Source organism: Aeromonas sp. s13, from assembly GCF_040907905.1.
Lineage (GTDB): Bacteria > Pseudomonadota > Gammaproteobacteria > Enterobacterales > Aeromonadaceae > Aeromonas > Aeromonas veronii.
In genome coordinates this window covers 56661-70972 of sequence record NZ_JBFOCS010000082.1, presented here as the reverse complement: position 1 = coordinate 70972, position 14312 = coordinate 56661, and the positions used below count along the sequence as shown (strand labels likewise).

11 protein-coding genes are annotated in these 14312 nt (G+C 56.1%); 10 read left to right on the top strand and 1 reads right to left on the bottom strand.

From position 1 onward, the window contains the following. The first annotated feature begins 19 nt into the window (after positions 1–19). From AB5Y82_RS19435 to AB5Y82_RS19415, 5 genes are all read left to right on the top strand, one after another. Complete coding sequence (locus AB5Y82_RS19435; RefSeq protein WP_058056244.1) at positions 20–1516, top strand: CoA-acylating methylmalonate-semialdehyde dehydrogenase; 1497 nt, start codon at positions 20–22, stop codon at positions 1514–1516. A gap of 83 nt (positions 1517–1599) precedes the next feature. After that, a complete protein-coding gene (locus tag AB5Y82_RS19430; RefSeq protein ID WP_111900967.1) occupies positions 1600–2328 on the top strand; it encodes a glutamine amidotransferase in 729 nt (242 codons plus the stop codon). Between the two features lie 183 nt (positions 2329–2511). Then, positions 2512–3483 carry a LysR substrate-binding domain-containing protein gene (locus AB5Y82_RS19425; protein ID WP_005356189.1) on the top strand — a complete coding sequence of 324 codons (972 nt, stop codon included), beginning with the start codon at positions 2512–2514 and terminating at the stop codon, positions 3481–3483. Positions 3484–3589: 106 nt separating this feature from the next. Beyond that, positions 3590–4429: a PfkB family carbohydrate kinase gene (locus AB5Y82_RS19420; RefSeq protein WP_100647089.1), complete on the top strand. Its 840-nt coding sequence runs from the start codon at positions 3590–3592 to the stop codon at positions 4427–4429. A 345-nt stretch (positions 4430–4774) separates the two neighbouring features. Beyond that, positions 4775–5227, top strand: coding sequence for an Rrf2 family transcriptional regulator (locus AB5Y82_RS19415; RefSeq protein ID WP_005339654.1), 453 nt, complete (start codon positions 4775–4777; stop codon positions 5225–5227). Between the two features lie 72 nt (positions 5228–5299). Here the strand turns inward: AB5Y82_RS19415 and AB5Y82_RS19410 are convergent, their stop codons facing one another. After that, positions 5300–5821 (bottom strand): ferredoxin-type protein NapF, encoded by a 522-nt coding sequence (locus tag AB5Y82_RS19410; RefSeq protein ID WP_005339657.1) that lies wholly within the window; start codon positions 5819–5821, stop codon positions 5300–5302. Between the two features lie 140 nt (positions 5822–5961). Between AB5Y82_RS19410 and AB5Y82_RS19405 the strand changes: the two genes are divergently transcribed. The 5 genes from AB5Y82_RS19405 to AB5Y82_RS19385 all read left to right on the top strand — a co-directional run bounded on the left by AB5Y82_RS19405 (position 5962) and on the right by AB5Y82_RS19385 (position 14301). Then, positions 5962–6177: a hypothetical protein gene (locus tag AB5Y82_RS19405; RefSeq protein ID WP_368174411.1), complete on the top strand. Its 216-nt coding sequence runs from the start codon at positions 5962–5964 to the stop codon at positions 6175–6177. Continuing rightward, on the top strand, positions 6174–7514 hold the full coding sequence (rmuC, locus tag AB5Y82_RS19400; protein ID WP_368174410.1) for a DNA recombination protein RmuC: 1341 nt from the start codon (positions 6174–6176) through the stop codon (positions 7512–7514). Before AB5Y82_RS19405 ends, rmuC begins: the two co-directional genes overlap by 4 nt. Before the next feature lie 66 nt (positions 7515–7580). Next, complete coding sequence (locus tag AB5Y82_RS19395) at positions 7581–9770, top strand: N-6 DNA methylase (RefSeq protein WP_368174409.1); 2190 nt, start codon at positions 7581–7583, stop codon at positions 9768–9770. Beyond that, positions 9767–11071, top strand: a complete 1305-nt coding sequence (locus AB5Y82_RS19390) for a restriction endonuclease subunit S (RefSeq protein ID WP_368174408.1) — start codon at positions 9767–9769, stop codon at positions 11069–11071. The genes AB5Y82_RS19395 and AB5Y82_RS19390 overlap by 4 nt, the downstream gene beginning before the upstream one ends. Beyond that, the gene (locus AB5Y82_RS19385) at positions 11071–14301 is read left to right on the top strand and encodes a DEAD/DEAH box helicase family protein (protein WP_368174407.1); all 3231 of its coding nucleotides are present in this window, start codon (positions 11071–11073) and stop codon (positions 14299–14301) included. Before AB5Y82_RS19390 ends, AB5Y82_RS19385 begins: the two co-directional genes overlap by 1 nt. Positions 14302–14312 lie beyond the last annotated feature (11 nt).

The following is a 14312-nucleotide window of genomic DNA, read 5'->3' as shown; positions in this document are numbered from 1 at the left end:
CAGTTATCACGGAGGATACATGACATACAGGGTCAGCAACTTCATCAACGGCCAGCCGCAGGAGAGTCGCAGCGAGCGTCAGGGTGCCATCTTCAATCCTGCCTGCGGCAAACAGCAGGGGAGTGTCGGGCTGTCCAGCGCCGCCGAGTGTCAGGAGGCGATCGCCATCGCCGAGCGCGCCTTTGCCGACTGGTCGCAAACCCCGCCGCTGGTGCGGGCCCGGGTTTTTTTCCGCTTCAAGGAGTTGATGGAGCAGCACAGGGACGAGCTTGCCCAGCTCATCAGCCGCGAACACGGCAAGGTCTTCTCCGATGCGCAGGGTGAGCTGACCCGCGGGCTGGAGGTGGTAGAGTTTGCCTGCGGTATTCCCCATCTGCTCAAGGGGGAGCACTCCCTCAACGTCGGCCGCGGTGTGGACAGCTACTCCATGATGCAGCCGGTGGGGGTTTGCGCCGGTATCACCCCGTTCAACTTCCCGGCCATGGTGCCGCTCTGGATGTTCCCGGTCGCCATCGCCTGCGGCAACACCTTCATTCTTAAGCCCTCCGAGAAGGATCCCTCCCTCTCGTTGCGGATGGCCGAACTGCTCAAGGAGGCCGGTCTGCCGGACGGCGTGCTCAACGTGGTGAACGGTGACAAGGAGGTGGTGGATGTGCTGCTGACCGACCCGCGAGTGGGTGCCGTGTCGTTTGTCGGTTCCACCCCCATCGCCCAGTATATCTATGCCACCGCCTCGGCCCACGGCAAACGGGTACAGGCGCTGGGCGGCGCCAAGAACCACATGGTGGTGATGCCGGATGCGGATCTCGATCAGGCGGTCTCTGCCTTGATGGGGGCCGCTTATGGGGCAGCGGGCGAGCGCTGCATGGCCATTTCGGTGGCCGTGGTGGTGGGTGACGAGACCGCCGATGCGCTGGTGGCCAAGCTGACGCCGCTGGTGGAAAAACTGCGGGTGGGCCCGGGGTTGGGCCAGAGCCCGGAAAACGAGATGGGGCCGCTCATCAGCAAAGAACATCTGGCCAAGGTGCGCGGCTACGTGGATCAGGGGGTGACCGAGGGTGCCGCGCTGCGGGTCGATGGCCGCACGCTGAGCCACGATGAGGGTTACTTTATCGGGGGCTGCCTGTTTGACGAGGTGACCCCCGAGATGCGCATCTACCGCGAGGAGATCTTCGGCCCTGTGCTCTCCATCGTACGGGTGCCGGACTACGAGACGGCGCTGCGCCTCATCAACGAGCACGAGTACGGCAACGGCACCGCCATCTTTACCTGTGACGGCGACACCGCGCGGGACTTCACGGCGCGGGTGCAGGTCGGTATGGTAGGGGTGAACGTTCCCATTCCGGTGCCGATGGCGTTTCATAGCTTTGGCGGCTGGAAGCGCTCCATCTTCGGACCGCTCAACATGCACGGGCCGGACGGGGTTCGCTTTTATACCCGGATGAAGACGGTGACGGCGCGCTGGCCCCAGAGCCTGCGCAGTGGTGCCGAGTTCTCCATGCCGACCATGAAGTGACGCGCTGGCGCGTGCTCATGGCCTAACCTCTTGCCCCCGCCGGTCAATGATTGGCGGGGGCGAACTCTGTAAAGGAACAACAGATGCGATTGGGAATTCTCGATTGTGACCGGCTCGATCCCGATCTGGCGGATTGTTTTGGCCCCGTTTACTCCGAGATGTTTATCAGGGGCTTTGCGGCCCTGGCCCCCGAACTGGAATTTCGGGTCTGGTCGGCTCTCGATGGGGAGCTGCCGGAGGATCTGCACGAGTGCGATGCCTGGCTTATCACAGGTTCGCGCCACGATGCTTACAGCGATATCCCCTGGATTCAGGCACTGCGGGCGTGGATCCGTCAGGCGCACGATGCCGACGTCAAGCTGGCCGGTGTCTGCTTCGGTCATCAGGTGATCGCCCAAGCGCTGGGCGGAGAGGTGGTGAAGTCCACCAAGGGATGGGGGCTGGGAGTGTCGGTGCATCCCATGCTGGCAGATGAGCCCTGGATGGCGCCAGCGCGGGATCAGATCCGCATTCTGGCCAGCCATCAGGATCAGGTGGCCCTGCTGCCGCCGGGGGCGACCCGACTGGCGGGCAACGATTTTTGTCCCAACTTCATGTTTTTGCAGGGTGATCACATCGTCGCCATTCAGGGGCATCCGGAGTTCTCGGTGGAGTACAACCGGGCGCTGATCGAGCGGCGCCGCGGCCTGTTGCCCGACGAGCGCTACCAGAGCAGCCTCTCCTCGCTGGAGGGGGAGGTGGATTCGGCGACCATGATGCAGTGGCTGCTGCAGTTTCTGGGGATCCTGCCGCTGCGGGCTGGCGCGGCCTGAACCCGGTTTGTCAGCCACCCCTTCGGATGCTAGATTTTGTAGCAAAATGAAGGATCAAGCGCTGAGATGTCGGGATCGGATGGTACACTGGCCGCCCATGTGGCGGCCTGTTTGTCTGGCTTGATTGCCGTCCCGGCCTGAGCCAAACCTGTCTGAGCCAAACCAGTGTGAGAGTGTGACGCCTTGAAACTACAGCAATTGAAGTATTTGATCGCGATCCGGGACCACAACCTCAATGTGTCCGTGGCTTCCGATGCGCTCTTCACCAGTCAGCCGGGGGTCAGCAAACAGATTGGCCTGCTGGAGAGCGAGCTGGGGGTGCGGATCTTCGAGCGTCGTGGCAAGCATTTGCACCGCATCACCCCGGTGGGGGAGGAGATCATCAAGTGTGCAGAGGCGATGCTCAATATCGAGAGCAAGATCAAGGCGATCTCCCGCGAGTATCTGGACCCGACCGTGGGCACCCTAAATATTCACACCACTCATACCATCGCCCGCTATCTGCTGCCCAAATCGGTTACCTACTTCACCAAGAAGTACCCCAAGATCTCGTTCCACCTCCATCCAGTGATGTCGGCGAGCAAGGAGCAGATCAGCAAGGGTTACTCCGATTTTTCCATCGTTGCCCACGAAATTGGCTTCGACAAGGAGCTGATCGCGCTGCCCGCCTACCTCTGGACCCTCTCGCTGGTGGTGCCGCAGGATCACCCGCTGGCCAAGGTGAAGAAGCCGACCCTGGAGCAGCTCTGCCACTACCCGATCCTCAGCTACGAGAGTGGCGCCACCGGTCGTCAGGTGCAGGACGAGGTATTCCATGCCGCCGGTCTCACCCCGAGCTACTACATGACGGTGATGGACGCCGGGGTGATCAAACGCTACGTGGAGCTGGGCTTTGGCATCGGCATCATCTCCTCGCTGGTGGCCAACGACACCGACAGCCCCGGGCTGGTCTCCATCAATCTGGAGCACCTGTTCAAGCCCTGCCCGGCGCAGATCTGTTTCAGCAAGAGCATCCTGCTGCAGAACTACATGTATGACTTCATCAGCTCCTTCTCGCCCCACCTCACCAAGGAGGTGATCCAGAGCGTGATGCAGCAGCCGAGTCAGGCGCGCATCGACGAGCTGCTGGCCGGGGTGGAGCTGCCCATCTATTGATCCCGATCGGATTCCCGATCGCTGCCGGTTGTCTCTTCTGTCAGGCTGGGCTCTACTCGGGGTTCAGCCTGTCTCTTTTGGGCTATCTCCATCGTCCGAGGTCTCTATGTCCCGCATTCTGCTGCTTGCCAATCTCAACTGTGATCATGTGCTCTCCCTCTCCGAACCGCTGGTGGCGGGGGCCCGGTTGCAATATGTGGATCAGGGGCGCAGGCTCGGCGGTGGCGCTGCCAATACCGGCATCGGGCTGGTGTGGGCAGGTCACGAAGTGACCATTGCCTCCCGCATCGGGCTGGACGAGACCGGCGACTGGCTGCTGGAGCAGGCGGCCGGTTACGGGCTGGATTGCAGCCATGTGGAGCGCTTTGGCGGCGAGACCGGCGAGCTGCTGATCCTGGTGGACTCCACCGGCGAGCGCACCATACTGCGCCGCCCACGGCGTCCCGACCTGCCCGGCGATCTGCCGCTGGATGGGGTGGATTGCCTCTATGTGAACTATCCCGGCACCGCCATCATCAGTTACATGCGCCAGATGCTCGGCAAGAGCTTCGTGGTAGCCCAGTATCCCAAGGGCGGCCAAGCGCGCCGCCCCTGTCATGTACTGGTGGCCTCCCGCTCCGATCTCGGCGAGGTGAGCGACCCTTGGCAACATGCCCGCCAGCTGGCGGGGGAGCAGCTCGAATGGCTGGTGCTGACCGAAGGAAAGGCGGGGGCGGTGGCCATCCACGGCGATGAGCAGATCAGGGTCGCCGCCCGGCCAGTATCTGTGGTTGATACCACGGGGGCGGGGGATGCTTTCGCCGGCGGATTGATCCACGGTCTGGCGCGGGGCATGGCGATCAAGGATGCGTTGCAGTGCGCGGTGGACTGGGGCGCATTTGCTGTCGCCTCCGAGAGCTCCATTCCCTCGGTCGCGCTGAAAAACTGGCTGAAACAGCCCCACTGAACCACCTTGCTGGCGGTCGATTCAGGGGCGGCTCGCGGGCCGTCTGGCTGCTGGTCGAAGGGGCTTGGTAAGGGGAACTATTCGGGAGATTTACCCGCCATAAAGCGGGTAAACGCCGGGCTAACCCGGCAAGTTTGCGATCAATCAAAGAAAGTGTCGATTTATGTGCATCTTCATCGACACCCGGTTGTGCTGCTCTTAACCTGTCACTCCGCAACTCAGATTAAGAGACAGGCCCCCCTCTGGCGAACCAATTGGCAAACAGAGGCAAACCGGTTGTCTCCTGCCTCTTAGCTCAATGTTGTCGTCCTGATTCCTGGCTTGTAGTAAGAGGCAAGTGCGACCATGCAACTGACACGATTTACCGACTACGCCCTGCGTACCCTGACCTTCCTGGCGGTTCAGCCGGGGGATCGTCTGTCGACCATTACCGAAGTGGCCGATACCTTCGGCATCTCTCGCAACCACGTGGTCAAAATTGTGCACCAGCTTGGCATCAAGGGGTACATTGAGACGGTACGCGGCAAGCACGGTGGCATCCGCCTCGGTCGCTCTGCAGTCTCTATCAACCTGCGGGATGTGGTGATGGACATGGAGCATGTGCTCTGTCCGGTCGACTGCAAGCGCGAAAACTGCCGTCTCTCCGGCGGCTGCCGCATTCAGGGCATTCTGCGCCGCGCCATGAACGCCTTCCTCGAAGTGCTGGGTGAATACACCCTGGCCGATGCGGTGCGCGATCCCAACCGTCTCTGCCACCTGCTGGGTATCGAGCAAGAGACTATTGTGACCATGGCCTGACGGGGCGTGGAATATCGAACAAGATGTGACAGGGGCCTGATGGCCCCTTTTGCTTTTGTACGCAGGTGGTTTTTAGCGACTGCCCGGCTGGCGGATCAGGGTGATGGCGCCGTGCAGGCAGGCGAGGCCGCAGGCACCACAGCCATTGCAGGCATCCATATTGACGTTGATGCCGTCGGCTGTGGCCTTGATCGCCTGTTGTGGGCAGGCATCTTCACAGAGCAGGCAGTAGAAGCCCTGCCGTGCCTGACAGCTCTCTTCAATCTGCACCCGGGTCTGCACCTGCCGACCCAGTTGCAGGTCGAGGGCGCCGGTGGGACAGGCTCTGGCGCAGCTGCCGCAGTAGCTGCACTGGCCACAGGCGAGATCGAGCACCGGGGTCCCGGCAATCGGGCTCCCCTCGTACTCTTCCTGGGTGGCCGGTTTGAGCAGACCGCGCGGGCAGGCTTTGAAACACTCGCCACAGCGGGTGCAGAGGGAGAGGTACTGGGACTCCTCGATGGCCCACGGCGGGCGCGCTTCATGGCAAACCACGGCGGGCTTGCGCGAAGCTTGCCAACCTTGTGTCAGCCAACGGAGGAAATAGTGAGTCATGCTCGCCCCTGATACCTATTAGGGGTTAATTTTATCGAAGTTTCGGGAAGCAGGCCAGAGAATAGCGGCCGTCAGGATCGCAAGCGCAGTTGCCCTTGTGTAAGCTAGGCGGGTCTTTTTACGTGGTTGAATGAAAACATATGTGGCTATTTCTCTGGCGTGCGTCCCTGCTCTATGTCTTTCCCCTGCTGATGTGGGCCTACTGCCGCATCAAGCATATCGAGTTTGCCGAGCTCGATACCGGCGTCAACACCCACAAGTGGGTGGTGCTGGCCGCCTACCTCATCTACGTGGTGATCTGGATCCTGGTTAACCGCTATCTCGAACTCTTCCTGCGCCAGCGGAGCCGTAAATGATCGACCCCGTGCTCTGGGGGATCTTGCTGCCCGCCGCCGTGCTGGCCCTCGGGCTTGGCTGGCTGATCGGGCGGCGTACCGCCACGGCGCAGGCTCAGGAGCTGATGCTGGCGCAGGAGCGTTATCAGGCGCTGCAGGATCGCTTCGACGAGTTGCAGGATGAGCGGATGCAGGGCCAGCAGAAGCTGGATCAGCAGCAGACCCTGCTCATCAAGCTCACCGCCCGCCTCAAGGATGCGGAAGCGACCCTGCGCAGCGAACGGCTGGCCGCTGCAGAGAAGCTGCAACTGCAACAGGAGGCGGAGCAGCGCCTCAGCCAGCAGTTCGAGAATCTCGCCAACCGGATCTTCGAGCAAAACTCCGGCAACTTCCGCGAATTGAACCAGAACAGCCTCGATCTGCTGCTCACTCCACTCAAAGAGCAGCTGGAGGGCTTTCGCCGTCAGGTGGGCGAGACCCACGCTCAGGAGACGGCCCAACGCCACAGCCTCAAGTTCGAGCTGGAGCGCCTCGCCGAGCTCAATGCCCGCATGACCGAAGAGGCTGCGGCGCTGACCCGCGCCCTCAAGGGCGACAGCAAGCAGCAGGGCAACTGGGGTGAAGTGGTGTTGGCGCGGATTCTCAGCGAATGCGGCCTACGCGAGGGCCACGAGTACCACACCCAGGTCAATATCGAGGTGGAGAAGGGCAAGCGCTACCAGCCCGATGTCATCGTCCACCTGCCGCAGGAGAAGGACATCATCATCGACGCCAAGGTGTCGCTGACCGCCTACGAGCGCTGGTACAACGCCGATGACGAGCTGGAGAAGTCTGTTGCGCTGAAAGAGCATGTCGCCTCGGTGCGCAATCATATCCGCGAGCTGGGTCGCAAGGATTACCAGCAGTTGCCCGGGGTGCGTACCCTCGACTATGTGCTGATGTTCGTGGCGGTAGAGCCCGCCTTCCTTACCGCGATGGAGGCCGATCCCTCGCTGGTGCGTTACGGTCTCGACAACAACATCCTGCTGGTGAGCCCCACCAACCTGATGGTGGCGCTGCGCACCATCGAAAACCTGTGGCGCTACGAGCGGCAGAACCAGAACGCCCGCCAGATTGCCGAGCGGGCCGGTCGTCTCTACGAAAAGCTGCGGCTGTTTGTCGAGGAGATGCAGCAGATGGGCGGCAGCCTGCACAAGGCGCAGGAGAGCTACGACAAGGCGATGGGACGGCTGGTCAATGGCCGTGGCAACCTGATTGCCCAGGTCGAGCGTTTCCGCGAGCTGGGGGTGGAGGTGACCAAGAGCCTGCCCGAGCCGCTGGTGGAGCGGGCGCTGGAGCGTGACAAGGAGCGGGAGTAGTGAGCCAGACACTTGGTTAGCAGGACATAGCCCACATCAAGCGATATATTGCCCGTTTCTTGATGAATGACGACATCCGACCCCGCTGCTCAACCACCCAAGTTGTTCCGCGAACAGAGCAAAATGGCGCCAATAGCATTCAAGGTACAGGCAGGCGTCATCACGATGTTGGTCGCTGGCAGCGGCAAGTTCGCCACGATGATTAACATGCTGGCATGTCAGCCATCTACGCATTCATTTTTATCCATTTTCAACCAAATTCAGGCAGTAATCATGAACTCACAAGACAAAGAGCAGAGCGCCAAACTTTCCAGTGCCATTTGGCGTATTGCGGATGATTTATGGGGAGATTTCAAACATACCGATTTTGCGCGAATAATCTTGCCCTTCCTGTTACTGCGCCGTATGGAGTGTGTGCTGGAACCAACCCGTGAAGCGGTGCGCAAGTTCTATTTGGCAGAGAAACAGTCCGGCATCGATCTTAGTTTGGTGCTGCCAGAAGTGGCGAAATTTGCCTTTTACAATACCAGCGAATACAGCCTGGAAACGCTCGGTGCATCAGATACTGGCGACAATCTGGATCTCTACATCAGCCACTTCAGCAAAAACGTACGCACCATCTTTGATGAGTTCAAATTCGCGCAAACCATCGAGGATTTGGAGAAAGCCAGGCTGCTTTATCGCATGGTGAGTCACTTTGCCAACCTCGACCTGCATCCCAATGTGGTATCAGACCGCGTGTTGTCTGATGCCTATGAAGAGTTGATTTTCAAGTTTGCCAGCTCGGTCAATGAAAAGGCGGGGGAGTTTATGACCCCGCGCGATGCCGTGCGCCTTGCCACCAAGCTGGTGCTGGCTGCAGATGAAGAGATCTTCAGCGAAAAGGGCATGATCCGCACCATCTACGATCCGACCTGCGGAACGGGTGGCTTCCTGTCCGATGCGATCAACCAGATTGAAGAGATGGGCAGCAGTGCCAAAGTGGTGCCATACGGACAGGAGCTCGACCCGGCGACCCACGCCATGGCGTTGACCAACATGATGATCCGCGGTTTTGATGCCAACAACATCAAGCAAGGTAACACCTTGTCAGACGATCAGTTACGTGCAGACAAGTTCCACTATGGCCTTGCCAACCCGCCATTCGGTATCAAGTGGGAAAAAGCCAAAAAAGAAGTCGAGCGCGAGCATCAGCAGTTGAAATATGCGGGTCGCTTTGGCCCGGGTCTGCCGAGTATCTCTGATGGCTCCATGCTCTTTTTGCTGCACTTGGTGTCAAAAATGGAAACGCCGGAAAAAGGCGGTGGCCGTGTCGGCATCGTGCTCTCTGGCTCGCCGCTGTTTAACGGCGATGCGGGCTCTGGCCCTTCAGAGATCCGGCGCTGGTTGTTGGAACAAGACCTGGTGGAGGCTATCGTCGCGCTGCCGACCGATATGTTCTTTAACACCGGTATTGGCACCTACATCTGGATCTTGTCCAACCACAAGGAGCCAAGGCGCAAAGATCAGGTGCAGCTGATCAACCTGGCCGATATCTGGACGCCCATGCGCAAATCGCAGGGCAGCAAGCGCAAATACCTGAGTGACGAACAGATTGACGATATTGTACGGGCTTATGATGCTTATTCTGCCAGCGACAACTGCAAGATCTTCAATACCCGCGCGTTTGCCTATCGCAAAGTCACTATTCAGCGTCCACTACGGGCCAAGCTTGATATCACGGCCACCGGGATTGCAGCCCTCAAGCAGCAAGAGGCGTTTAAAAAACTGAAACCGGAGCAGCAAGCCGCCTGGGTAGCGCACCTGACGGCCAATAGCGGCCTCCAGCCTTATGAGTGGGCACGTTTGGCGGTCAAGCAACTCCACAATCAAGGTGACTTTGGTAAATGTACCAAGGCCTTGGCCACGCTCTTAACGGCGCACTTTATGCTGGTTGACCCGCAATTTGAGCCGGTGCTAGATGAAAAAGGGCAGGCAGTTGCCGACCCGCGACTGAAAGACAGCGAAAGCATCCCGTTTGATCGCGAGGTCGAAAGCTACTTCAAGGATGAAGTGTTGCCTCATGTGCCGGATGCCTTTATCGATTATTCGGTGCGTGACGAGAAAGATGGCGAAGTGGGCATTGTCGGTTATGAAATCAACTTTAACCGTTACTTCTACCAGTATCAGCCGCCACGCGAGCTGGATGTGATTAATCGCGAATTAAAGGCATGTGAAGCGCGCATTCAGGCATTGCTCAATGAGGTGGCGGAATGATGCGTCCATACATGGAGTATCAGCCAACTGACATTAGTTGGTTAGGTCAAGTCCCCGCACATTGGGTAAAGAACAAATTCAAGTTCTTGCTCAATGAGAAAACGAAGGTACAAAACTTAGCACTACCTTGTGGTTCCATTAGTTTTGGACGCGTTGTATTTAAAGATTCAGAGCGTTTAAGCGAGGAGACAAAGGCTGCATACCAAGAGGTATTGTCTGGTGAATTTCTCATCAACCCTCTGAATCTGAATTACGACTTGAAGAGCTTGCGAACAGCGTTAGCTGATATCGATGTTATCGTCAGCTCCGGTTATATCGTTCTCAAGTCATTAGATGTTGTTGATAAAGCTTATCTCAGATGGTTGCTTTATCTGTTTGATGTGCGTCATATGAAAACGTTGGGTGCGGGGATCAGACAAACCATCTCTTTCAAGGACATCGCAGATTGTGCCGTTTACATCCCAAGCGATACGGAACAACAAGCCATTGCTATATTCCTAGATCGCGAAACCCAGCGCATCGACAGTCTGATCGAAGAAAAGCAGACCTTTATCCAGTTGCTGCAAGAAAAACGCCAGACGTTGATCAACCATGTGGTGACTAAAGGGCTTAACCCTAATGTGGAGATGCAGGATTCTGGCATTGAGTGGATTGGGCAAGTGCCGAAGCATTGGGATGTTGTGGAACTAAAGCGCCTTATTTACTCAATAGATCAAGGTTGGAGCCCTGAGTGTTTAGCTAGCCCAGCAAAAGAAGAAAGTTGGGGGGTGCTAAAAGCTGGTGCTGTTAATGGTGGTATTTATTGTCAAAACGAAAACAAAGAGCTTCCAGAAAATCTATTGCCAAGACCAGAGATAGAGGTAAAAACAGGTGACCTCATAATGTCTCGAGCCAGTGGATCCAGAGAACTAATCGGATCTGTGGCTTACGTTTACGAGACAAGAATGAAATTAATGCTTTCAGATAAGTTGTTTCGATTGAATTGCAAAGAAAGTGTCGATCCTGAATTCATGGCAATTACTTTAGGGTCGTTTCCGTTACGGTGTCAAATCGAGTTGGCTATTGGTGGTGCGGAAGGCTTGGCAAATAATCTGTCGCAGGTGAACATCAAAAAATTGACTATTCCTAAGCCACCAAAAAGCGAACAGAAACTCATAGTCTCTCATATAAAATCAGTAAGCTCGAAAATTGAAGACTTGGTTGTTGAAACAAATGACTCTATTGCTCTTTTAAAAGAGCGGAAAATTTCCCTCATTAGCGCGGCAGTGACCGGGAAAATCGATGTCAGGGAGACGATATAATGGCACCGCATCATGAAGTGCATTTTGAGCAATATATCACCGAGCAGTTGGTGAACAATGGCTGGAAAGAGGGGCATTCGAGCCACTACGACCAGCAGCGTGCTCTTTATCCTGAGGATGTGATCGCTTGGGTGCAGGCCACCCAACCCGATACCTGGTTCAAGCTGAACAAGCAGCATGGGGCCAATGCCGAAACCGTGTTGCTGGAGCGATTGGAAAAGGCGCTTGCTGCTCATAAAACCGGTAGTAAAACCGGCGGCACCATCAATGTGTTGCGTAAAGGGTTTGCCATTGCCGGTTGCGGCCCCATTGCCATGGGGCAACGTAAGCCCGAAGACGAGCGCAATGAGGCGCATATCGCCCGCTACCAACACAACATCTTGCGTGTGGTGCGTCAGCTGAAATATTGCCCGACCCGCGAGTGGGCGATTGATCTGGTGTTCTTTATCAACGGCTTGCCCGTTGCCACCGCAGAGCTGAAAACCGATTTTACCCAGTCGATTGAAACGGCCATTGCGCAATACAAAGAAGACCGCTTGCCGGTTGATCCACAGACCAAACGCAAAGAGCCGCTGTTGACCTTCAAGCGCGGTGCCGTGGTGCACTTTGCTATCTCCGATACCGAGATAGCCATGGCGACCAAACTGGCTGGGGAGAACACCTATTTTCTGCCCTTTAACAAGGGCCATGATGGGTCAACCTCTGACTTGCCCGTGCATTTCAACCTGCCCGGTGAGAATGGGGAGTATCCGGTCAGCTATTTCTGGCAGGAGATCTGTCAGAAAGATAATTGGCTGCGCATTTTCTACAGCTTTGTCTACGTCGAAACCAAAGAAGTGGCCGACAGCAGTGGCAAGGTTCAGCGCAAGGAAACGCAAATTTTCCCCCGTTACCATCAGCTTGATGCCGTAAGCAAGATGATTGACGATGCCCGTCAGAACGGCGCAGGCATGCAGTATCTGTGTGAACACAGTGCCGGTTCAGGCAAAACCTCCACTATCGCCTGGACTGCCCATGATTTGATCCGCCTGCGTAGCCCAGCAGGTAAGGCGGTATTTAAGTCGGTGATTATTGTTACCGACCGCACTGTACTCGACTCCCAACTGCAAGATGCAGTGCAGCAGCTTGATCACCAATATGGGGTGATCAAAGCCATCGACCGTGAAAAGAGCAGTGAGTCGAAATCAAAACAGCTCACAGAAGCGCTGTTGACCGGTACGCCGATCATTGTGGTGACCATTCAAACCTTCCCCTATGCCCTTGAAGCGATTTTGACCAACCAATCTTTGGCGCAAAGTCACTTTGCCGTGATCATCGATGAGGCGCACACCTCACAAACCGGGTCTACGGCCAAAGGTTTACGCGCCGCCCTTACTCTCAATATCAGCCCTCAAGAGCTGGAACAGATGAGCATTGAGGAGATCCTGACCAAGGTACAAGAGGCACGGGCCATGCCGAAGAACGTGTCGCACTTCGCCTTCACAGCCACACCCAAACACAGCACCAAGATGTTGTTTGGTCGTCCGAAAGACCCAAGCCAGCCTGTTTCGGATGAGAATAAGCCGGAATCGTTTCACCTTTACACTCAACGTCAGGCCATTGATGAGGGCTTTATTCTCGATGTGCTGGAGAACTACACCCACTACGATACGGCTTACAAGATTGGCGAGCATAACCTTGATGAGAAGCGAGTCGACAGCAAACAAGCCCGTCGCGCATTAGCTCGCTGGATGTCGCTCCACCCGACGACAGTGAGCCAGAAGGTTGAGTTCATCATTGAGCACTTCAAGGCCAATATCGCGCACCTGCTGGAAGGCGAAGCCAAAGCCATGGTGGTCACAGCTGGCCGACCACAGGCGGTGAAGTACAAGTTAGCTTTTGATAAGTACATAAAAAAACACGGCATTAAGGGTATCCAGGCCTTGGTTGCATTCTCGGGCAAAGTGCCCGGTAAAGATGTAGGTGATGAAGATAGCCAAGAGCCGTTAGGGATCGATTTCGACAAAGAGTACACCGAGTACAACTTGAACCCGCAGACGCACGGTGCCGACCTGCGCCATGAATTTGAGAAAACCGAGTACCGCGTAATGTTGGTGGCCAACAAGTTTCAGACCGGTTTTAATCAGCCAAAATTGGTGGCCATGTATCTGGACAAGAAAATCTCTGATGTTGAAGCGGTACAAACGCTCTCTCGCCTGAACCGAATCTACCCAGGCAAAGACACCACTTATGTAATTGATTTTACAAATGACCCGCAAACCATTCTAAATGCGTTTAAAAAGTATGACAAAGGTGCGCAGCTCAACGAAGTCCAGGATGTGAATGTTATCTATGACATCAAAGAGATCCTGGATGAGCAAAGCATCTACAACCACCAAGATTTGGCACTGTTTAAGCAAGTACGCGGTAAATCGATTCTTGGTCAGGCCCCGGATAAAACATCACAAGCGCACAAGAAATTACTGGCGGCCACTCAGCGTCCAACCGATATTTTCAATGCCAAGTTAAAAGAGCTGGTTGGTGCCGCTAACTATTGGGACAAACAATACAACAAGGCCCACTTTGCCGGTGATGAAAAAGCGGCCAATTATGCGGAGTCTCAGCGCAGTGAATTTACCAAGCAGCGTGAAGCGCTAATGCGTTTTAAATCGGATTTGGCCCGCTTTGTTAAGCACTATAGCTATATGGCGCAGTTGATTGAATTTGGTGATCCTGAGCTGGAAAACTTTGCGGCATTTGCCCATTTGTTATCACGTCGATTAAAAGGCGTAACACCGGAAAACATCGATCTCAGTGCGTTAGTGCTAGAAAGATTCAAACTCAAGTACACCAAAGATCCACTGCCAGAAGCAGTCTCTCAAGTACTTGAGCCCATCCGCCCTAATTACAACTCGCCAATGGATCGTGAGCAGGCCTTTCTGGCTGATATTATCCGCCGACTCAATGAATTGTTCGGTGATGTCGGGGATGAGCCGGGTCGTCAGAACTTTGCTAACGGTACTCTCATGCGGATTCTCCAGAACCCGACCGTGGTAGAGCAGGTTGAAAAGCATGATAAGTCGATTGCTCTGAAAGGTGACTTGCCACAAGCGGTGAGGCAGGCGGTGGTACATGCACTGCTAAATGAAGGCGATATCGCGAGAACCTTGCTGAAAGACCCACAAGTAATGGCAAGTTACATCGAACTGATTTTTGACATGTTGAAGCAGCGCAATAACGACACCCCATAACGCAGGAGGTT